Origin of the sequence: Stenotrophomonas sp. HITSZ_GD (assembly GCF_029543105.1) — a bacterium.
Lineage (GTDB): Bacteria > Pseudomonadota > Gammaproteobacteria > Xanthomonadales > Xanthomonadaceae > Stenotrophomonas_A.
Genome location: NZ_JARQXB010000007.1, coordinates 109,130 through 127,749 on the forward strand (window position 1 = coordinate 109,130; position 18,620 = coordinate 127,749).

20 protein-coding genes are annotated in these 18,620 nt (G+C 69.0%); 5 read left to right on the plus strand and 15 right to left on the minus strand.

Annotation, left to right across the window (positions count from 1 at the left end; genetic code table 11):
• Positions 1-65: 65 nt before the first annotated feature.
• From P6166_RS09225 to P6166_RS09250, 6 genes are read right to left on the minus strand one after another with little or no spacing between them, the layout of a single operon-like run.
• Positions 66-1,313: a cysteine desulfurase gene (locus P6166_RS09225; protein ID WP_277764168.1), complete on the minus strand. Its 1,248-nt coding sequence runs from the start codon at positions 1,311-1,313 to the stop codon at positions 66-68.
• Positions 1,310-2,572 carry a Fe-S cluster assembly protein SufD gene (sufD, locus tag P6166_RS09230; protein ID WP_277764169.1) on the minus strand — a complete coding sequence of 421 codons (1,263 nt, stop codon included), beginning with the start codon at positions 2,570-2,572 and terminating at the stop codon, positions 1,310-1,312. The genes P6166_RS09225 and sufD overlap by 4 nt, the downstream gene beginning before the upstream one ends.
• Complete coding sequence (gene sufC, locus P6166_RS09235; RefSeq protein ID WP_277764170.1) at positions 2,572-3,333, minus strand: Fe-S cluster assembly ATPase SufC; 762 nt, start codon at positions 3,331-3,333, stop codon at positions 2,572-2,574. Before sufC ends, sufD begins: the two co-directional genes overlap by 1 nt.
• Before the next feature lie 42 nt (positions 3,334-3,375).
• On the minus strand, positions 3,376-3,783 hold the full coding sequence (locus P6166_RS09240; RefSeq protein ID WP_277764171.1) for a lysozyme inhibitor LprI family protein: 408 nt from the start codon (positions 3,781-3,783) through the stop codon (positions 3,376-3,378).
• The gene (gene sufB, locus P6166_RS09245) at positions 3,783-5,246 is read right to left on the minus strand and encodes a Fe-S cluster assembly protein SufB (RefSeq protein ID WP_277764172.1); all 1,464 of its coding nucleotides are present in this window, start codon (positions 5,244-5,246) and stop codon (positions 3,783-3,785) included. The genes P6166_RS09240 and sufB overlap by 1 nt, the downstream gene beginning before the upstream one ends.
• A gap of 16 nt (positions 5,247-5,262) precedes the next feature.
• Entirely contained in the window at positions 5,263-5,721 is a 459-nt protein-coding gene (locus P6166_RS09250) for an SUF system Fe-S cluster assembly regulator (protein WP_130318923.1), read from the minus strand.
• A 176-nt stretch (positions 5,722-5,897) separates the two neighbouring features.
• Here P6166_RS09250 and P6166_RS09255 point away from each other — a divergent pair, with 176 nt between their 5' ends.
• Positions 5,898-6,365 carry an SET domain-containing protein-lysine N-methyltransferase gene (locus tag P6166_RS09255; RefSeq protein WP_277764173.1) on the plus strand — a complete coding sequence of 156 codons (468 nt, stop codon included), beginning with the start codon at positions 5,898-5,900 and terminating at the stop codon, positions 6,363-6,365.
• 86 nt (positions 6,366-6,451) lie between these two features.
• Positions 6,452-6,994, plus strand: coding sequence for a type 1 glutamine amidotransferase domain-containing protein (locus P6166_RS09260; protein ID WP_277764174.1), 543 nt, complete (start codon positions 6,452-6,454; stop codon positions 6,992-6,994).
• Between the two features lie 8 nt (positions 6,995-7,002).
• On the opposite strand, the gene P6166_RS09265 is transcribed toward P6166_RS09260, so the two are convergent.
• The 6 genes from P6166_RS09265 to fusA all read right to left on the minus strand — a co-directional run bounded on the left by P6166_RS09265 (position 7,003) and on the right by fusA (position 11,937).
• Complete coding sequence (locus P6166_RS09265; protein WP_277764175.1) at positions 7,003-7,596, minus strand: DUF1439 domain-containing protein; 594 nt, start codon at positions 7,594-7,596, stop codon at positions 7,003-7,005.
• 71 nt (positions 7,597-7,667) lie between these two features.
• Complete coding sequence (locus tag P6166_RS09270; protein ID WP_277764176.1) at positions 7,668-8,198, minus strand: hypothetical protein; 531 nt, start codon at positions 8,196-8,198, stop codon at positions 7,668-7,670.
• 53 nt (positions 8,199-8,251) lie between these two features.
• Positions 8,252-8,548 (minus strand): DUF3861 family protein, encoded by a 297-nt coding sequence (locus P6166_RS09275; RefSeq protein WP_277764177.1) that lies wholly within the window; start codon positions 8,546-8,548, stop codon positions 8,252-8,254.
• Between the two features lie 104 nt (positions 8,549-8,652).
• Positions 8,653-9,210 (minus strand): M23 family metallopeptidase, encoded by a 558-nt coding sequence (locus tag P6166_RS09280; protein WP_277764178.1) that lies wholly within the window; start codon positions 9,208-9,210, stop codon positions 8,653-8,655.
• A gap of 129 nt (positions 9,211-9,339) precedes the next feature.
• The gene (locus tag P6166_RS09285) at positions 9,340-9,738 is read right to left on the minus strand and encodes an HU family DNA-binding protein (RefSeq protein ID WP_277764179.1); all 399 of its coding nucleotides are present in this window, start codon (positions 9,736-9,738) and stop codon (positions 9,340-9,342) included.
• Between the two features lie 165 nt (positions 9,739-9,903).
• Positions 9,904-11,937 carry an elongation factor G gene (gene fusA, locus P6166_RS09290; RefSeq protein ID WP_277764180.1) on the minus strand — a complete coding sequence of 678 codons (2,034 nt, stop codon included), beginning with the start codon at positions 11,935-11,937 and terminating at the stop codon, positions 9,904-9,906.
• Positions 11,938-12,122: 185 nt separating this feature from the next.
• On the opposite strand from fusA, the gene P6166_RS09295 reads away from it, so the two are divergent.
• Entirely contained in the window at positions 12,123-12,560 is a 438-nt protein-coding gene (locus P6166_RS09295; RefSeq protein ID WP_130318931.1) for an OsmC family protein, read from the plus strand.
• A gap of 170 nt (positions 12,561-12,730) precedes the next feature.
• Here P6166_RS09295 and P6166_RS09300 read toward each other — a convergent pair whose 3' ends face one another.
• Positions 12,731-13,033: a hypothetical protein gene (locus P6166_RS09300; RefSeq protein WP_277764181.1), complete on the minus strand. Its 303-nt coding sequence runs from the start codon at positions 13,031-13,033 to the stop codon at positions 12,731-12,733.
• Between the two features lie 442 nt (positions 13,034-13,475).
• Between P6166_RS09300 and P6166_RS09305 the strand changes: the two genes are divergently transcribed.
• The gene (locus tag P6166_RS09305; RefSeq protein WP_277764182.1) at positions 13,476-14,099 is read left to right on the plus strand and encodes a glycine zipper 2TM domain-containing protein; all 624 of its coding nucleotides are present in this window, start codon (positions 13,476-13,478) and stop codon (positions 14,097-14,099) included.
• Positions 14,100-14,105: 6 nt separating this feature from the next.
• Here P6166_RS09305 and P6166_RS09310 read toward each other — a convergent pair whose 3' ends face one another.
• Positions 14,106-14,993, minus strand: coding sequence for a PhzF family phenazine biosynthesis protein (locus P6166_RS09310; protein WP_277764183.1), 888 nt, complete (start codon positions 14,991-14,993; stop codon positions 14,106-14,108).
• Positions 14,994-15,026: 33 nt separating this feature from the next.
• Entirely contained in the window at positions 15,027-15,878 is an 852-nt protein-coding gene (locus P6166_RS09315; RefSeq protein ID WP_277764184.1) for a PhzF family phenazine biosynthesis protein, read from the minus strand.
• An 82-nt stretch (positions 15,879-15,960) separates the two neighbouring features.
• Between P6166_RS09315 and P6166_RS09320 the strand changes: the two genes are divergently transcribed.
• Positions 15,961-18,570 carry a bifunctional aspartate kinase/diaminopimelate decarboxylase gene (locus P6166_RS09320; protein WP_277764185.1) on the plus strand — a complete coding sequence of 870 codons (2,610 nt, stop codon included), beginning with the start codon at positions 15,961-15,963 and terminating at the stop codon, positions 18,568-18,570.
• Positions 18,571-18,620 lie beyond the last annotated feature (50 nt).

Genomic DNA, 18,620 nt, shown 5'->3' on the forward strand with positions numbered 1-18,620 from the left:
CGATTGTAGCCGCGCGCTGCCGGCGCGGGCAGGCCGCGCCGGCAGCCGCCCATCCCGGCCGTCGCTCAGCCCAGCAGCTGCCGCACCTTGCGCAAGGCGACGATGAAACGCTCGATCTCCTCGTGCGTGTTGTAGAACGCCAGCGAAGCCCGGCAGGTTGCCGCCACGCCGTAGAACTGCAGCAGCGGGTGGGCGCAGTGCTGGCCCGAACGCACGGCCACGCCCTCCAGGTCGAGCAAGGTGGCGAGGTCGTGGGCATGCGCGCCCTCGAGCAGGAACGACACCACGGCCGCTTTGTCCGGCGCGGTGCCGATGATGCGCAGGCCGTCGATGCGTTGCAGTTCTTCGGTGAAGTGCGCCAGCAGCTCGGCTTCGCGCGCCTCGATGTGCTCCAGCCCCACCGATTCGAGGTAATCCACCGCCGCCCCCAGGCCGACGAAGCCGGCGATGTTCGGCGTGCCGGCCTCGAACTTGTGCGGCGGTTCGTTGAACACCGTACCTTCGAAGCTGACCTCCTTGATCATCTCGCCGCCGCCGAGGAACGGCGGCATGGCCTGGAGGTGCTCGCGACGCGCCCACAGTGCGCCGGTGCCGGTGGGGCCGCACATCTTGTGGCCGGTGAGCGCGTAGAAGTCGCAGCCGATGGCCGCCACGTCCACGCGGCGATGCGGCACCGCCTGCGAACCGTCAATGACGGTGACGATGCCACGCTTGCGCGCCTCGCGGCAGATCTCGCGCACGGGGTTCACCGTGCCGAGCACGTTGGACACGTGCGCCAGCGCCAGCAGCTTGACCTCGGGCGTCATCGCCGCGCGCAGCGCTTCCAGGTCCAGCGTGCCGTCCTGATGGATCTCGGCCACGCGGATCCTGGCGCCGGTGCGCTCGGCCACCAGCTGCCACGGCACGATGTTGGCGTGGTGCTCCATGCGCGAGACCAGGATCACGTCGCCGGCCTTCAGGCGCGGCAGCGCCCACGAATAGGCGACCAAATTGATCGCGAACGTGGTGCCGCTGCACAGCACCAGTTCGTCGCCGCGCACGTTGAGCAAGCGCGCCAGCTTTTCGCGCGCGCCTTCGTAGGCCTCCGTCGCCTCGGTGCCGAGCGCGTGGACGGCGCGGCTGACGTTGGCGTTCTGGCGGCGGTAGAACTCGTCGGTCGCGGCGATCACCGGCAACGGCTTTTGCCCGGTGTTCGCGTTGTCGAAATAGATCAGCGGCTTGCCATGGACCTGGCGCATCAGCAGCGGGAAATCGCTGCGCACGCGCGCCCAGTCGGGCGTGGCGGTCACCGGCGCGACGAGTGGCGCGTTCATGCCACCCCCGCCGACGACAGTGCGGCATCCAGCCGCGCGGCGAGCAAACCCGCCAGGCCTTCCGGCAGCCCGGATAGCGGCTCGTGGCAGAACGCGGCGCTCAGCAACGCCTGTGCCTGTGCCTGCGGCAGCCCGCGGGAGCGCAGGTAGAACAGGGCGTTGGCGTCGAGCTGGCCCACGGTGGCGCCGTGCGCGGCCTGGACCTCGTCGGCATCGATCACCAGCACCGGCTGGGTATCGATCTCGGCGTTCGCCGACAACAGCAAGTTCTTGTTCGACAGCCGCGCATCGGTGCCATCGGCACCCGGGCGGATACGGATGCCGCCGTGGAAGACCACGCGGCTGCGGTCGGTGCCCACGCCGCGCCACAGCAGCCCGCAAGAGGTATCGCGTGCAATGTGCTCGATGCCCAGGCGGGTATCGATATGGCGACGACCATTGCCCAGCAGCACGCCGTTGGCGTCGAGACGGGCGTTGTCGCCTTCCAGGCGCACGTTGAGTTCATGGCGGCTCAGGCCGGCGCCGAGTTCCAGGTCGATACGGCGGTACACGGCGTCACGCGCCAGCACCGCATCGGTGCGCAGCAGCGAGGTGAACGCCGCGCTCTCCTCCTGCACGCGGGCATGCGAGAGCCGCGCGCCCTGGGCGAGATGGACATGGGCGACCACATTGCCCAGGTGCGCGTTCTCGCCGGCCTGCAGGTGGTGCTCGAGCAGCGAGAGGGCGGCATCGCGGCGCAGCTCGACGAGGTGCCGCGGATGCCAGGCCAGGTCGCCCGCACCGGCGGCGCTGACGAAGACCAGGTGGACCGGCGCTTCGACCTGCACGCCTTCCTCCACGCGCAGCAGCACGCCTTCCTCGGCGAGCGCGGCGTTGAGTCGCGCGAAGACCTCGTCGGCCTGCGTGTAGCGGCGGCCGAGAAAACGCGCGGCTTCCTCGCCACCGGCCAGCGCGGCGGACAGCGGCTGCAGGGTCACGCCCGCCGGCAGGCCCTCCAGCTGCGACAGCGCCGGTGCATGGCGGCCATTGACGAACACCAGCCGCGGCGCCGGGATGTCGGCCAGGCGCTGCGGATCGACCGCGGCGACCTCGGCCGGCGAGGCGGTGAAGCTGCGGCGCTCCAGCGCGCGCAGCGGGGTGTACTTCCACGCTTCGCTGCGCGCGCCGGGCAGGCCGTCGCGCAGCGCTTCGTCCAGCACGGCCTGGCGCGTTGCATCACCATGGAAGCCGGCGGCGAGGGAGTCGAGCAGGGCGCTCATCAGACGGTCTCCGGCGCCACGCGGTCCTTGAGCCAGGCGTAGCCGTGCTTCTCCAGCTCCAGCGCCAGTTCCGGGCCGCCGGTCTGCACGATGCGGCCATCGGCCAGCACGTGCACCACGTCCGGCTTGATGTAGTCGAGCAGGCGCTGGTAGTGGGTGATGACCAGGAACGAGCGGTCGGCCGAGCGCAGCGCGTTGACGCCATCGGCCACGGTTTTCAGCGCGTCGATGTCCAGGCCCGAGTCCGTCTCGTCGAGGATCGCCAGCTTCGGCTCCAGGACGGCGAGCTGGAAGATCTCGTTGCGCTTCTTCTCGCCGCCCGAGAAACCTTCGTTGACGCCGCGATGCAGCAGTTCGTCCTTCAGGTGCAGCACGGCCAGCTTCTGGCGGACCAGCTTCAGGAACTGCATCGAGTCCAGCTCTTTCTGCCCCCGCGCCTTGCGCTGCGCGTTGAGCGCGGCGCGCAGGAAGTAGGTGTTGTTCACGCCGGCGATCTCCACCGGGTACTGGAACGCCAGGAACAGGCCGGCGGCGGCGCGTTCTTCCGGCTCCAGGTCCAGCAGGGCCTTGCCGTCGAACTCGACGGTGCCCGCGGTGACCTCATAGCCATCGCGACCGGAGAGCACGTTGCCCAGCGTGGACTTGCCGGCGCCGTTCGGGCCCATGATCGCGTGCACCTGGCCCGGCTGCACGTCGAGCGACAAGCCCTTGAGGATTTCCTTGCCGGCGACGCTGGCGTGGAGGTCTTCAATCTTCAACATGATGTTTGCTTCGCAATGCGGAAAGAGAAGGCGGGGCGTGCGTCAGCGGCCTTCGCCCGCGGGGGCGAGGAACTGCTTGCGCAGGTAGGCGGTGCGCTGGCGGGTCAATTCGGCCTGGGCGCCGGCGCGGTCCATCGAATAGATCGAGCCGTAGGTCACCCGCGGGTCCTGTTTGTCGGCGACGGGGAACTGCGCGGCCAGGTCGGCATCGCGCAACTGCACCCACAGGCGCTGCGCGGTCTTGAGCCGGGCCAGCGCCACGGTCTGGCCTTTCAGCTTGGCCAGCACCTGGGCATAGGTGGCATTGAGCTCGGCGTCGGCCTTGCGCAGGTCGTCGAACGCGCACTGGTTCATTTCGGCCTGGTTGCCGGCCGGATTGCAGGCGATGGACTGCGCCGCGGCGGGCGCAGCGGCCGACAGCGCCAGGGCGAGGAAAGCGGCGGCGCGCATCATCCGACCGACCCTTCCAGGCTCACTTCCAGCAGCTTCTTCGCTTCCACCGCGAATTCCATCGGCAGCTCGCGGAACACCTGCTTGCAGAAGCCGTCCACGATCATCGACACCGCGTCTTCCTCGCTGATGCCGCGCGCACGGCAGTAGAACAGCTGGTCTTCGCTGATCTTGGAGGTGGTGGCCTCGTGTTCGACGGTGGCGCCCGGGTTCTTCACCTCGATGTAGGGGAAGGTGTGCGCGCCGCACTTCTTGCCGATCAGCAGCGAATCGCACTGGGTGTAGTTGCGCGCGCCGTCGGCGTTGCGGTCCACCTTCACCAGGCCGCGATACGTGTTCTGCCCGCGGCCGGCGCTGATGCCCTTGCTGACGATCTTCGACTTGGTGCGCTTGCCGACGTGGATCATCTTGGTGCCGGTGTCGGCCTGCTGGCGGTGGTGGGTGAGTGCCACCGAGTGGAACTCGCCCATCGAGTCGTCGCCCAGCAACACGCAGGAGGGATACTTCCAGGTGATCGCCGAGCCGGTCTCGACCTGCGTCCAGGTCACCTTGGCGCGCGCGCCGCGGCACTCGGCGCGCTTGGTCACGAAGTTGTAGATGCCGCCACGGCCTTCCTCGTCCCCGGGGTACCAGTTCTGCACGGTCGAGTACTTGATCTCGGCATCTTCCAGCGCGACCAGTTCCACCACCGCGGCATGCAGCTGGTTCTCGTCGCGCATCGGCGCGGTGCAGCCTTCCAGGTAGGAGACGTAGGCCTTGTCTTCGCACACGATCAGCGTGCGCTCAAACTGGCCGGTGTGGCCGGCGTTGATGCGGAAATAGGTGCTCAGCTCCATCGGGCAGCGCACGCCCTTGGGGATGAACACGAAGCTGCCATCGGAGAACACGGCCGAGTTCAGCGCGGCGAAATAGTTGTCGCCCACTGGCACGACGCTGCCCAGGTACTGCCGCACCAGCTCAGGATGCTCCTGGATAGCTTCGGACATCGAGCAGAAGATGATGCCCTTCTCGGCCAGCTCCTTGCGGAACGTGGTGCCCACGGAGACCGAGTCGAACACCGCGTCCACCGCCACGCCCGCCAGCTTGGCGCGCTCGTGCAGCGGCACGCCGAGCTTGTCGTAGGTGTCGAGCAGTTCCTTGGGCACGTCGTCCAGCGACTTGTACTTCGGGCCCTTCGGCGCGGAGTAGTAGCTCAAGGCCTGGAAGTCGATCGGTGCGATCTCCAGCTTGGCCCAGTGCGGCTCGCGCATGGTCAGCCAGTGCCGGTAGGCCGACAGGCGCCATTCGGTCATCCACTCCGGCTCGTGCTTCTTGGCCGACAGCGCGCGGATGATGTCCTCGTCCAGGCCGGGCGGGAGCGAATCGGACTCGATGTCGGTGACGAATCCCGCCTCGTAGCGGCGGCCGAGCCGTTCGAGGATCTCGGCGTTCTGCGGCGGGATGGTGACTTCTTCGGTGGCCATGGGGGCTGCCTACGTTTCAGGAAGCGGCGACGTGGGCGGCGATCAGGCGTCGCCGGCCGTCGCCGGTGGTGGAAAGGGGATGCAGCATCTGCGCCAGGGTCACGCCGCGCAGGGCGTCGGCGACCACGTCGTTGATCAGCCGCCAGTTCGAGCGCACGCCGCATTGCTGGGCGATGCCGCACTGGCCGTGGTCCTGGCTGCACTCGGTGATCGCCAGCGGGCCTTCCATCGCCTCGACGATCTCGATCAGGGTGATCCGGTCGGCCGGCCGCGCCAGCCGGTAGCCGCCGTGCACGCCGCGCAGGCCCTCCACCAGCCCGGCCTGGGCCAGCGGCTTGAGCAACTTGCTGACGGTCGTGGTCTCCAGGCCGGCCTGTTCGGCCAACTCGCTGGCACTGAGCACGGCGCCGGCGCGCGCGGCGAGCACCGTCAGCACGACGGTGGCGTAGTCGGTGAGCTTGGTGACGCGGAGCATGGCGGGCGACGGGTGGGGGAAAGCGGACTGAAATTGTACGCTTTCATGCCGGGCAGGCCAACCCTCGTATTCAGGGGTGGGCCAACCGCCTGGCTCGGCGTAGGACAAGTACGCACCGGGATTGGCGTGGCGGCGCTGCCGGGCCACAATGCCCGACCCCTCCGATGGAAGCTTTCATGACGCGCAAGATCGCCGCCCGCAAATCCCGCATCCACGGCAATGGCGTGTTCGCCGTGCAGGCGCTCAAGAAGGGCGAGCGCGTCATCGAGTACAAGGGCCGCCGGCGCACCCACCAGGAAGTCGACGCGGACGAGGCGGGCGATGTCGAGACCGGCCACACCTTCCTGTTCACCCTCAGCGACGATTACGTGATCGACGCCAACTACGAGGGCAACGACGCGCGCTGGATCAACCACAGCTGCTCGCCCAACTGCGAGGCGGTGATCGAGGAAGCCGAGGGCGACGACCGCCGCCAGGACAAGGTGTTCATCGAGGCGATCCGCAACATCAAGCCGGGTGAGGAACTGACCTACAACTACGGTATCACCCTGGCCGAGCGCCACACGCCGCGGCTGAAGAAGATCTGGGAATGCCGCTGCGGTTCGAAGAACTGCACTGGCACGATGCTGCAGCCCAAGCGCTGACGGCGACGCCGCGCACACGCGCGGCTCACGCGTGAACAACGCCCGCTGCGCGAGCCTCGGTCCTCCCTTTCCACTGGAGGACCGACATGGCCCACCAATTGCGCGGCAAGAAGGTCGCCATCCTGGCGACCGATGGTTTCGAACAGTCCGAGCTGCAGGAGCCCAAGCGGCTGCTGGAATCCTGGGGCGCGCAGGTCGATGTGATCGCGCCCGACGACAAGCAGAAGATCCGCGGCTGGAAGAGCGCCGACTGGGGCGATGACACGCCCGTCGACGTCGCCCTGGGCAGCGCGCGCCAGGATGCCTACGACGCGCTGGTGCTGCCGGGCGGGGTGATGAATCCCGATACGTTGCGTCGCGAGCCGGCGGCGGTGGGTTTCGTGCGCGCGTTCGCCGAGGCGGGCAAGCCGGTGGCGGCGATCTGCCACGGCCCCTGGCTGCTGGCCGAGAGTGGCCTGGTGAAGGACCGTGAGGTCACTTCCTGGCCTTCCCTGAAGACGGACCTTTCCAATGCCGGTGCGCGCTGGAAGGACGCGGAAGTCGTGGTGGACGGCCAGCTCATTACCAGCCGCAAACCCGACGATATTCCGGCCTTCGCCGATGCCGTCGCCAAGGCCCTGGCGGGCTGATAGCGGCTTTACTTCGCCTGCAGCAACGAGGCAGGCACCAGCGCTTCCACGTTCTGGTTGAAGTGCACCACGAGCCGGCCGTTCTCCACGGCCGCCGACTCGACCTGCAGGGTCCCCATCAGGCTCGCCAGTGACGGATCGAGCGTGTAGATCGGCTCGCGGCGCGCATAGTCGGTGAGCCAGACGTTGAGCAGTTCGCGCGTGCGCGCGTCCAGCTTGCCACCTGCCTGCGCGGGCCGGAAATCATCCACCGTCGGTTGGTCCAGGAAGAACCCCTGGCGCGCGGTGTCGTAGCGCAGCGCGCTGCTCAGCGCCACGTTGCCGACCGGGGTCGGCGCGCCGCCGGCGGTGGCCATGGCCAGGTCGAAACTGAGGTTGAGGCGGTTGCCCGGCGGCAGCTTCAGTTGCGGATGGCTGACCGTCAGTTCAAGCAAACCGCCGAGCGCATCGTGGGTCTGCGGAAAGCTGCCACCCAGGTACTGCTGCACGTCGCTGGCTTCCACGCTCACCTGCGAGCCCTTGACGCTGGGCGCCGCGAAGGCGGAGGGCGGCAGCGCCAGGGCGCAGGCCAGGACGAGGGCGAAGGGCAGTCGGGTGTTCATCGGTGCATCCGGTGCGGGCGGTGAGGCCACCACCTTAGCGCCGCGCCGTGAATCACCTATGAGCGGCGCGTTCAGTCCAGCGTGGGTTGCAGCGAGGCGGAGGTGATCTCCCAGCCACTGCCGTCCACGCGCGGCCGCAGCCGGTACCAGCCGGTGTAGTGGCGGTTGCCGCCCGCCAGGCGGGCGGTCAGCCGGACCGGCACTTCCACCGCTTCCGGCGGCGAGGCCTTGTCCAGCGCGGTCGGCTCATCGGTCTCCACGCGCAGGCTGTTCAAGCCCTCCACCGAACGCAGGTTGGCATCGTCCGGTACCGGGGAAGGGCGTCCGCCGGTCCACATCGCGTCGGCTTCGCCGGTGCGCGCGGGAAGTGCGGCCAGGTACTGGTGCACCACCGACACCGCGGCGGAGAACGCCGCATTGCGCGCGCGCCGCGCGGCGGCGTCCTGGGCCTGCTGCGGATCGTCGGCGATCTCGCCCTGTTCGGGGGTGGCAGCATCGGCCACCTCGGCGGCGGCCGGCTTTTCCGCATCCGGCGTGCGATGGCAGCTGCAGCCGCCCAGGCACAGCAACGCACACAGCATCACGCCCTGCTTGATCGTCATCGCACGCTCCCCGGTCGAGGAGCGCAGTGTAACGGCGCGCCGGCCTGCGTGCCTCAGCCCTCCTTGGGCAGGCGCGCGGCGGCGGCCAGCAGGCTGTCCAGGTGCGGGCGCAGGTGGGCGATGGCGCGGTCCTCGGCATGCGGTTCGGCGGAGACCGACTTCAGCAGTTCGATGCCCACGGCCAAGGCGGCGCAGCGATCGCCGCACAAGCCGCGCTGGCGCTCGAACTTCTCCAGCGTGCGCATCCAGTTGTCGCTGGAGCGTTGCTCGAATTCCAGCGCATTGCCGCTGGCGGGGCGCCCGTCGAGTTCCAGGGGCGTGACGGTGATGCGGTAGCGTTGCTTGGACATGGCGGCGGCGATGGGAGCGGGGGAGGCAGCGCCAAGATAGGCCCGAGCGGGCATGCGCACGAGGCGGACCCCCATGACGGAGTGTTCCAGCCTCTGTGTCCGGTTCAGTGCGTTGCGCGCAGCAGCGGTAGCGGGTCGCGGGCGCCGTCGGCGGCGTACACCCCGTAATGCAGGTGCGGCGGCGTGGTGCGCGCGTTGCCGGTGTTGCCGACGCTGCCCAGCGGCGTGCCCGGCGCGACGATGTCGCCTTCCTTCAAGCCTGGCGCCCAGTCGCGCAGGTGCGCGTAGTAGTGGCGTTCCCGCGCCGGGCCCAGCACCCATACCTGGCGGCCGCCCAGGCCGCGGTCGCTGATCGCCACGACGATGCCCGGCGTGGTGGCCCGTACCGGCGTGCCGGCCTTGGCGAAGATGTCCACGCCGGCGTGGCGGCGGTCCTGCCCGCGCGGCGCGCCGAAGGTATCGGCTACCTGGCGAGCACGCACGCCCTCCACCGGCATCGGCAGCGCGGTCGGCGCGGGCATGCGCGAGAGCGTCCACAGCATGCGCGCCTGCGCGGCGACGGGTTGCCGCCACGCCCACAGCGCAAGCAGCACCAGCACGGCCAGCGTGCACAGCGTGACCAGCGACTTGCGCCAGCCGGAGGCAGGGGGGGAAGACGTCATGGTGTCCCGTGGTGAGATGGCCGGGCCAGCATGACAGGTGGCGCTTCCACGCGGGATGAGCATTCCCCAAAAACAACGAGACGGCGCAAGGCCGTCTCGTCGGGTACTGCGGAAACTGGGGGACGGCGATTAGACCGCGGCGTCCTTGAGCTTCTTCATCGGGCGCACCTTCACCTTGACGGTGGCCGGCTTGGCGGCGAACCACTGCTCTTCCTTGGTGAACGGGTTGATGCCCTTGCGCTTCGGCTTGGCCGGCACGTTGACGGCGGTGATCTTCAGCAGGCCCGGCAGGGTGAAGCTGCCCGCGCCCTTCTTGCTGATCGAAGCGTGCACGGCGCCTTCCAGCGAAGCCAGCACGGCGCGGACGTCCTTCGCGGCCAGCGAGGTGGTTTCGGCGATGTGGGCGACCAGGCCCGACTTGCTCAGGGCTTCCTTGATCGGCTTGGGAGCGGCCGGCTTGGCGGCGGCCTTGGTGGCGACTTTCTTTGCTGCCTTCTTCGGGGCAGCCTTCTTAGCGGTCTTTGCCATGGTTTCCTGTTCCGTGAACGGTGGGTTGTGGAGTCGCGCCGACCCCGTCGGCAACGCGAAATGTAGGGCAAGTGCCGCGCGCCGCCAATAGGGCATCGACAAAAAAAGCCATAAAAAATGCGATGCACCCGCCGTGGCCATCGGCATGAGCGCTTTTCCCGCGGCTCAATCCTCCTCCGCGCCGGGCTGGTGCGCGGCGACCAGGCGCTGCTGCACGTTGGGCGGAACCGGCTCGTAATGGCTGAAATCCAGGGTGTAGCGACCCTGCCCGGCGGTGGCGGACTTCAATTCCGCCGCATAGCCTTCCAGTTCCGACAGCGGCACCTGGGCGCGGATGACGATCTCGCCGTGGCGGCTGTCGGTGCCGTGGATGCGCGCGCGCTTGGACGCCAGGCCGCCGGTGATATCGCCCGCCTGGGCCTCCGGTGCGCTGACTTCCAGTTCCACGATCGGCTCCAGCACCTGCGGCGTGGCGCGCGACACCGCATCCAGGAATGCCTTGCGCCCGGCGGCCGCGAAGGCCACTTCCTTGCTGTCGACCGGATGGTGGCGGCCGTCGTACACCACCACGCGCACGTCCTGGATCGGGAAGCCGGCGATGGCGCCGGCGCTCACCGCCTGGCGCACGCCTTTTTCCACCGCCGGCATGAACTGCCCCGGGATGGTGCCGCCCTTGACCTCGTCCACGAATTCCAGGCCGCTGCCGCGCGGCAGCGGCGCCACGCGCAGGAACACTTCGCCGAACTGGCCCGCGCCGCCGGTCTGTTTCTTGTGCCGGTGGTGGCCCTCGGCCGCGCTGCCGATCGTTTCGCGGTACGCGATGCGCGGCACCCGCGTGGTCACTTCCACGCCGTGGCGCTGGGTGAGGCGGTCCAGCATGATCCGCAGGTGCAGGTCCGACAGCCCGCGCACCAGCGTCTCGTGGGTTTCGGCATCGTGCTCGACCAGGAGCGCCGGGTCTTCCTGCGACAACTTGTCCAGCGCCGCCGACAACTTCTGCTCCTGCCCGCGGCTGGCCGGCGAAATCGCCAGGCCGAACATGGACCGCGGGAACTGGGTCGGTGCCAGGTGCAGGTGGTCCTGCTCGTGGCGGTCGTGCAGCACCGCGTCGAAATGTATTTCCTCGACCTTGGCGATCGCGGCGATGTCGCCGGCCACCACCTGCTCCACTGCCACGTGCTCCTTGCCCTGGATGCGGTAGAGGTGCGCCGCGCGCACCGGCTTGCGCGCATCGTCCACCAGCAGCGGCATGTCCTTGCGCACGGTGCCCTGGTAGAGGCGGAACACGCCGATCTTGCCGACGAAGGGATCGTTGACGATCTTGAAGACATCGGCCACCACGGGCGCGGTCGGGTCTGCGTTCACCGTCACCTGTTCGCCGTCGGCGGTGAATGCCGGCGGGTTGCCTTCGGACGGGCTGGGGAGCAGGTCGCGGCAGATGCGCAGCCATTCGGCGATGCCCACGCCGCTGCGTGCGGACACGAAGCACACCGGCACCAGGTGGCCCTCGCGCAGGCACTGTTCGAACGCCTCGTGCAGTTCCTGGCCGGACAGGCCCGCCTCGCCGTCGTCCAGGTAATGCTCCATGACGGTTTCGTTGATCTCCACCACCTGGTCGACGATGGCGCGGTGCCACTGCGCGACCGGTCCGGCGTCGCTGTCGCCTTGCTCATGCGCGAAGCAGTCCACCACGCGGCGGCCGCCCTCGGCGGGCAGGTTGAGCGGCAGCACCTGCGGGCCGAACGCGTCGCGCAGGTCGGCCAACAGGGCGGCGGCATCCACGCCTTCCTGGTCGATCTTGTTGACCACCAGCATCCGGCACAGCCTTCGTCCTTCCGCGCGCTGCATGAAACGGCGCGTGCCGTGCTGCACGCCGCGCCCGGCATCGACCACCACCGCCGCGGTTTCCACCACCGCCAGCGGCGGCAGCGCGGCGCCGCGGAAATCCGGGTAGCCGGGGGTGTCGATGAGGTTGAGGTGCAGGCCGGGCTGGTCGATGGACGCCAGCGTACTGTCGATGGAATGCCCGCGCTCGCGTTCGGCCGGATCGTGGTCGGACATGGTGTTGCCGCGCTCGATGCTGCCTGCCGCCTGCAGGGCGCCGCCGGCCAGCAGCAGGGCTTCGAAGAGCGTGGTTTTGCCGGCGCCGGGGTGGCCTGCGAGGGCCACGTTGCGGATATCGCGTGTGCTGTGGGACATGAGCCTTTCCTCCAGGATGAGAAGGCGTCATGGCGTCCGGAAGCCTGGCCACGGAGCGGGCCGGGGCGGGGTCATGGCCCACGCAATGTAGCGCTTCCGGCGCGTGTTCCCCGTTGCGACGCACAAACCCGTCACGAAAGGCGGGCTATGCTGCTGTTCCTTTCATCCTCGCAGGAGATTCGGCAATGGGTATTTCGCGCCACGCCACCGCCCACTGGGAAGGCGACCTGAAGTCCGGCAAGGGCCAGCTGAGCACGCCGCAGAGTGGGCTGCTAGACAATACGCGCTACGGGTTCAACAGCCGTTTCGGCGACGAGAAGGGCACCAATCCGGAGGAGCTGATCGCCGCCGCGCACGCGGGCTGCTTCACGATGGCGCTGTCGGCGCAGCTCACGGAGGCGGGTTTTCCGCCGGCATCGCTGGATACGCGTGCGGAGGTCGATCTGTCGATGGAAGGCGGGCCGCAGCTGTCGCAGATCCGGTTGAAGCTCAAGGCGGTGGTGCCGGGGATCGACGAGGCAAAGTTTCGCGAGTTGGCGCATAAGGCGGAGAAGAATTGTCCTGTGTCCAAGGCGCTGAGTGCTGTGCCGATTTCTTTGGAAAGTGAGTTTTCTAACGGGTGACTTTGTTTTCTGCCTGCGCTTTGGGCGGGGATTTTTTTGGCGGCGCTCGATTTTTTGGGCGCCGCTTCTTTTTTTGTGGGTGGTTTTTTTTAGGGCGCGCTCGTGTTTGGGCGGTTTGTTGCGTTGTCTTACGGTGCGGGCACCGGTCTGGCGGGTATGGTCGTCACGGCTCAGCAGACATCCATGTCCGATTCGCCGCCGCGGGCCATCCATGGCCCGCTGACGCCCATACCCGCCAGACCGGCGCTAGGCGCTTTGTCTTTCACGCTTCGTTTGGGACGCGCCGGAGGGTGGGTAGGGGGAAGAGCAAAAGCAAAAGCAAAGGCCAAAGCCAAAGCAGAGGCCAAAGCCAAATCAAAGGCCAAAGCCAAATCAAAGGCCAAAGCCAAATCAAAGGCCAAAGCCAAATCAAAGGCCAAAGCCAAAGCAAAGGCCACAGCCAAAGCAAAGGCCACAGCCACAGCCACAGCCACAGCCCTAGCCACAGCCCTAGCCCTCGCCTGATCTTCTCTTACTCTCCAAATCTCCCCTCGCTTTCATTCCTTCGATCGCGGCTGAAGTTGCTCCTGCAGGGCGGGTGCGAGTGCGGGCGTGCGCTTTTGCTGTTGTTGTCCGATTGCGGGAATCTGTCGGGTCTGCGGGTGGGGGCCCCTTTCGGGACCGTAGGCGACATGGATGTCGCCTACGAGCCCCCATGGATGGGTTCACGGCGTGTCCCGAAATGGGCCCCCACCCGCAGGCCGTGCACAAAACCCCAAACAGCCGCCCCACATCGAAGGCCAACCAAACCCACCCCCGACCCGGACCCCCAAAAAGCCGGCCGCAGGCCAAAAAAAAAACCAAACCCCATTCAGTGCCGTTTCACCCCCCCAACCCCAGCATCCGCAGCAACTCCCCCCGCACCGGTAAGCCGCGATGAAAACCACCCCTTGGGTCATGGGCAGCATGCTGGTGCTGGGGCTGGTCACCGCAGGCGGCGCCCAGGCGCAGCGCTACCGCGACGATGCCGGCTATCGCGACGACAGCCGCTACTACGACGACAGGAACAGCGGCGACGTGGGCTACGACTACGCCCGCGTGGTTCGCGTCGATCCGGTCATCGTGCGCGACCCGGCGCGCGAGGCCCCGCGCTGCTACGACCGCCCCGCGCAGGGCAGCTACGGCGGCGGTGGTGATTATTACGGCGGCGGCTACGGGGGCGCCTCGACGGCCAATCCCGCCGGCCGCAACCTCGCCACGGTGATCGGCGGCGTCGCCGGCGCCGTCGTCGGCAGCCGCTTCGGTGGCGGTAGCGGGCAGATCCTCGGCACCGCGGTAGGCACCGTCGCCGGTGGCCTGGCCGGCCAGTCCGTCTACGACGCCAACCATCCGCAGGATCGCAGCGGCTACGTGCGCGTCTGCGACCCCGCGCCGGAGCCGCGCGAAAGCGTCGACGGCTACGACGTCACCTACGAATACGGTGGCCGCACGTACCGCACCCACAGCGACTACAACCCCGGCGACCGCATCCGCGTGCGCGTGGAAGCCGCGCCGGAATAAGCCGGCTCAGGCCGACGGCCAGTCCAGCGTGCCGCGGATCACCGTCTGCACCTGTCCGCCGGACCACACCTCGCCGTCCGCATCGACGAACAACGACAACCGCGCGTCCGCGCCGATCTCGCGTCCCTGGCTCACCCGGTAGCGGCCGTCGCGGCCGGGCAGGGCGCCGCGGTGGTGCAGCCACGCCGCGAGCACGGCGTTCGCCGCGCCGGATGCGGCATCCTCGAAACGACGGCCCAGGCCCACGAACGCCCGCACCGCCAGGTCCCACGGTGCGCCCGCCTCGGCGCTCGCGTAGGCGAACACGCCCATCGCCTGCGTGCGGTCGGCGAGCGCGGCGATGGCGTCCCAGTCCGGCGCAAGCGCACGCAGCGTCGCTTCGTCGGCCAGCTCGACCACCCACCAGCGCCGGCCGCCTTCCATCAACGCCGGCGGCAAGGCGCCCAGGCGCCAGCCGCGTAGCGCATTGACCAGCCGCGCATCGTCGGCTGCCGCCACTTCGCCCACCGCCGCGCGCGGCGTGCGGATGGCGATGCTGCGCCCGTCCGCATCCTCGTGCAGCCGCAGCGGCAGTGGCCCGGCAATACCGTCCTGTACCAACACGCCGTCGCGCGCGTGCGCCAGCCCCAGTTCGAGCACCGCGTGCGCGGTGCCCACGCTGGGGTGGCCGGCAAACGGCACTTCCTTTTGCGGCGAGAACATGCGGAGGCGATAGCTGGCCGCCGCATCCTGGGCGGGGAACACAAACGTCGTCTCCGGCAGCCGCGTCCAGCGGGCGATCGCCTGCATCGCCGTCTCGTCCAGCCCCTCGGCATCCAGCACCACCGCCAGCGGATTGCCGCCGCCGGCGCTCGCGGAAAACACGTCCAGCTGCAGGAAACGGCGCGAAGTCATTGGCGAGGGCTCAAAAAAGCGGGGCCGCGCAGCTTACCAGTCGATCCGCCCGTCGATGACCGACTGCACCTGCCCGCCGATCCACACCTCGCCCTCGGCATCGATCTCCACCCGCACGCGACCATCGCGCCCCATCTCGCGGCCCTGGCTGGCGAGGTAGCGGCCCTCGCCGGGCGCGCGACCCTGCGCGGCCAGGTAGGCGCCGATCAGCGCGTTGGCGCTGCCGGTCACCGGATCTTCCGGCACGCCCACGCCCGGTGCGAACCCGCGCACCGCCACCTGGTACCCGTCGCTGCCGTCGCACAGCGCGAACGCGGCGAGCTTGCCGTTGCCGGGCAGCTGGGCGATCGCGGCGAAATCCGGCCGCAGCGCCCGCAGCGAGGCTTCGTCGCGCACTTCCAGCAGCCACCAGTCCGGCCCGTTGTTCCACAGTTCCGCCGGCCGCTTGCCGGCAATCGCCGCCAGCGCGGCCGGCAACGCCGGCGGCGCCACGTCGCGCCGATGGGCGCGCGGGCTGCGCACGCGGGCACGCAGATCGTGGCGCGGGCCGTTCAGTTGCGCCGGCAGCAAGCCCGCGGCGCACTGCTGCACCAGCGCGCCGCCGCGCGGCGTGGCCAGGCCCAGGTGCACCGCCGCCCAGGCCGCGCCTACGCTGGGATGGCCGGCGAACGGCAACTCCATCACCGGGGTGAAGATACGGATGCGGTAATCGGCACCCTCGTCGGGTGGCAGGAAGAACACCGTCTCGGACAGGTTCAGCCACGCCGCCAGGCCCTGCATCTGCGCTTCCGACATCCCGTCGGCGTCCACCACCACCCCCAGCGGATTGCCCGCCCCGGGGCGGGCGGCGAAGACATCGAGCTGGAGGTATCGGCGAACGGTCATGATCGGGGCCTGTGGCAGTAGAATCGGGGGTTCCGCGTCCATTCGCGGCGCGGCATCCCCCTATCGTAGACAACCTTTAACCATGTCAGCTTCCCCTTCCGTGGATCGTTGGATCGTCCTCAAGTTCGGCGGCACTTCGGTGTCGCGTCGCCATCGCTGGGACACGATCGGGAAACTGGCGAAAAAACGCGCGGACGAAACCGGCGCGCGCGTGCTGGTGGTGGTGTCGGCGCTGTCGGGCGTGACCAACGAGCTCACGGCCCTGGCCGACGGCGCCGCTGACAGCCGCGCGCGCGTGGCGGCGCTGGAACAGCGCCACCGCGATTTCCTCGCCGAGCTCGAACTCGATGCCGAGGCCGTGCTGGGCGAACGCCTGGCCGCGCTGCGCGGCCTGCTCGACGACCCGCGCGCGGCCACCCGCACGCTGGACTGGCAGGCCGAAGTGCTCGGCCAGGGCGAACTGCTGTCCTCCACCCTCGGCGCGGCCTACTTGCACGCCAGCGGCTTGGACATCGGCTGGGCCGACGCGCGCGACTGGCTCGACGCGCTGCCGCCGCAGCCCAACCAGAGCGAGTGGTCGCGGCGCCTGTCGGTGTCGTGCCAGTGGCAGTCCGATGCGGCCTGGAAGGCGCGCTTCGATGCCCAGCCCACGCGCATGCTCATCACCCAGGGCTTCATTTCGCGCCATGGCGATGGCGGCACCGCCATCCTCGGCCGCGGTGGTTCGGATACCTCGGCCGCCTACTTCGGCGCGCTGCTGGGCGCCAACCGCGTGGAGATCTGGACCGACGTGCCCGGCATGTTCAGCGCCAACCCGCGCGAAGTGCCCGATGCGCGCCTGCTCACGCGCCTGGACTATTACGAGGCGCAGGAAATCGCCACCACCGGCGCCAAGGTGCTGCACCCGCGCTCGATCAAGCCCTGCCGCGACGCCGGCGTGGCGATGGCGATCCTCGACACCGAGCGCCCGGACCTGCCGGGCACGCGCATCGACGGCACCGCCGAGCCGGTGCCGGGCGTGAAGGCGATCAGCCGCCGCAACGGCATCGTGCTGGTGTCGATGGAAGGCATCGGCATGTGGCAGCAGGTCGGCTTCCTGGCCGACGTGTTCAACCTGTTCAAGAAGCACGGCCTGTCGGTGGACCTGATCGGTTCGGCCGAGACCAACGTCACCGTCTCGCTGGACCCGTCCGAGAACCTGGTCAACACCGACGTGCTCTCGGCGCTGTCGGCGGACCTGTCGGAAATCTGCCGGGTCAAGATCATCGTGCCGTGCGCCGCCATCACGCTGGTCGGCCGCGGCATGCGCTCGCTGCTGCACAAGCTCTCCGACGTGTGGGCCACGTTCGGCAAGGAGCGCGTGCACATGATCTCGCAGTCGTCCAACGACCTGAACCTGACGTTCGTGATCGATGAGAGCGATGCCGACGGCCTGCTGCCGATCCTGCACGCCGAGCTGATCGACAGCGGCGCGATGCCGGTGGGCGAGGGCGAAGTGTTCGGCCCGCGCTGGCGCGAGATCACCGGTTCGGTGCGGCCGCGGCCGGTGCCGTGGTGGCATGGCGAGCGCGCGCACCTGCTGCGCCTGGCCGAGGCCGGCACGCCGCGCTACGTGTATCACCTGCCCACGGTGCGCGAACGTGCGCGCGCGTTGATGGCCATCCCCGCCATCGACCAGCGCTACTACGCGATCAAGGCCAATTCGCACCCGGCCATCCTGCAGGCGCTGGTGCAGGAAGGCTTCGGCCTGGAATGCGTCTCGCACGGCGAGCTGCGCCGCGTGTTCGACACCTTGCCCGAGCTTTCGCCGCGCCGCGTGCTGTTCACCCCGAGCTTCGCGCCGAAGGCCGAGTACGAGGCGGGTTTCGCGCTGGGCGTGACCGTCACGCTCGACAACGTCGAGGCGTTGCGCCATTGGCCAGAGGTGTTCCGCCACAAGCAGATCTGGCTGCGCATCGACCTGGGCCACGGCGACGGCCACCACGAGAAGGTGAACACCGGCGGCAAGCAGTCCAAGTTCGGCCTGTCGGCCTCGCGCGTGGACGAGTTCGTCGATGCCGCGCGCGCACTGGACATCACCATCACCGGCCTGCATGCGCATCTGGGCAGCGGCGTGGAGACCAGCCAGCACTGGCGGCTGATGTTCGACGAGCTCGCCGGCTTCGCGCGCCGCATCGGCACGGTGGAGGTCATCGACATCGGCGGCGGCCTGCCGATTCCCTACAGCGCCGAGGACGAGCCGTTCGACCTGGAGCGCTGGGGCGCCGGCCTGGCCGAGGTGCGCGCGGTGCATCCGGCGTTCCGCCTGGCGATCGAGCCGGGCCGTTTCCTGGTCGCCGAATCCGGCGTGCTGCTGGCCGGCGCGACGCAGGTGATCGAGAAGGACGGTATCCACCGGGTCGGCCTGGATGCCGGCATGAACACGCTGATCCGCCCGGCGCTGTACGACGCCTGGCACGACATCGAGAACCTCTCGCGGCTGGACGATGCCGCGCGTGGGCCGTTCGATGTGGTCGGCCCGATCTGCGAATCCTCCGATGTGTTCGGCAAGCGCCGCCAGCTGCCGGTGGCGACCGCGCCGGGCGACGTGATGCTGGTGGCCGATGCCGGCGCCTATGGTTATTCGATGGCCAGCACCTACAACCAGCGCGAACTCCCGCGCGAGGATGTGATCGATGCGCCGGCCGCTTGAGCCTTCCTTCCATACCCCCCACATGATCCGCCCGGCCGCGCACCCCCGCG

What these genes read in the sequence shown, in the direction of transcription:
- P6166_RS09225 (WP_277764168.1), bottom strand. Translation starts at nt 1,313, where the DNA reads ATGAACGCGCCACTCGTCGCGCCGGTGACCGCCACGCCCGACTGGGCG.
- sufD (WP_277764169.1), bottom strand. Translation starts at nt 2,572, where the DNA reads ATGAGCGCCCTGCTCGACTCCCTCGCCGCCGGCTTCCATGGTGATGCA.
- sufC (WP_277764170.1), bottom strand. Translation starts at nt 3,333, where the DNA reads ATGTTGAAGATTGAAGACCTCCACGCCAGCGTCGCCGGCAAGGAAATC.
- P6166_RS09240 (WP_277764171.1), bottom strand. Translation starts at nt 3,783, where the DNA reads ATGCGCGCCGCCGCTTTCCTCGCCCTGGCGCTGTCGGCCGCTGCGCCC.
- sufB (WP_277764172.1), bottom strand. Translation starts at nt 5,246, where the DNA reads ATGGCCACCGAAGAAGTCACCATCCCGCCGCAGAACGCCGAGATCCTC.
- P6166_RS09250 (WP_130318923.1), bottom strand. Translation starts at nt 5,721, where the DNA reads ATGCTCCGCGTCACCAAGCTCACCGACTACGCCACCGTCGTGCTGACG.
- P6166_RS09255 (WP_277764173.1), top strand. Translation starts at nt 5,898, where the DNA reads ATGACGCGCAAGATCGCCGCCCGCAAATCCCGCATCCACGGCAATGGC.
- P6166_RS09260 (WP_277764174.1), top strand. Translation starts at nt 6,452, where the DNA reads ATGGCCCACCAATTGCGCGGCAAGAAGGTCGCCATCCTGGCGACCGAT.
- P6166_RS09265 (WP_277764175.1), bottom strand. Translation starts at nt 7,596, where the DNA reads ATGAACACCCGACTGCCCTTCGCCCTCGTCCTGGCCTGCGCCCTGGCG.
- P6166_RS09270 (WP_277764176.1), bottom strand. Translation starts at nt 8,198, where the DNA reads ATGACGATCAAGCAGGGCGTGATGCTGTGTGCGTTGCTGTGCCTGGGC.
- P6166_RS09275 (WP_277764177.1), bottom strand. Translation starts at nt 8,548, where the DNA reads ATGTCCAAGCAACGCTACCGCATCACCGTCACGCCCCTGGAACTCGAC.
- P6166_RS09280 (WP_277764178.1), bottom strand. Translation starts at nt 9,210, where the DNA reads ATGACGTCTTCCCCCCCTGCCTCCGGCTGGCGCAAGTCGCTGGTCACG.
- P6166_RS09285 (WP_277764179.1), bottom strand. Translation starts at nt 9,738, where the DNA reads ATGGCAAAGACCGCTAAGAAGGCTGCCCCGAAGAAGGCAGCAAAGAAA.
- fusA (WP_277764180.1), bottom strand. Translation starts at nt 11,937, where the DNA reads ATGTCCCACAGCACACGCGATATCCGCAACGTGGCCCTCGCAGGCCAC.
- P6166_RS09295 (WP_130318931.1), top strand. Translation starts at nt 12,123, where the DNA reads ATGGGTATTTCGCGCCACGCCACCGCCCACTGGGAAGGCGACCTGAAG.
- P6166_RS09305 (WP_277764182.1), top strand. Translation starts at nt 13,476, where the DNA reads ATGAAAACCACCCCTTGGGTCATGGGCAGCATGCTGGTGCTGGGGCTG.
- P6166_RS09310 (WP_277764183.1), bottom strand. Translation starts at nt 14,993, where the DNA reads ATGACTTCGCGCCGTTTCCTGCAGCTGGACGTGTTTTCCGCGAGCGCC.
- P6166_RS09315 (WP_277764184.1), bottom strand. Translation starts at nt 15,878, where the DNA reads ATGACCGTTCGCCGATACCTCCAGCTCGATGTCTTCGCCGCCCGCCCC.
- P6166_RS09320 (WP_277764185.1), top strand. Translation starts at nt 15,961, where the DNA reads ATGTCAGCTTCCCCTTCCGTGGATCGTTGGATCGTCCTCAAGTTCGGC.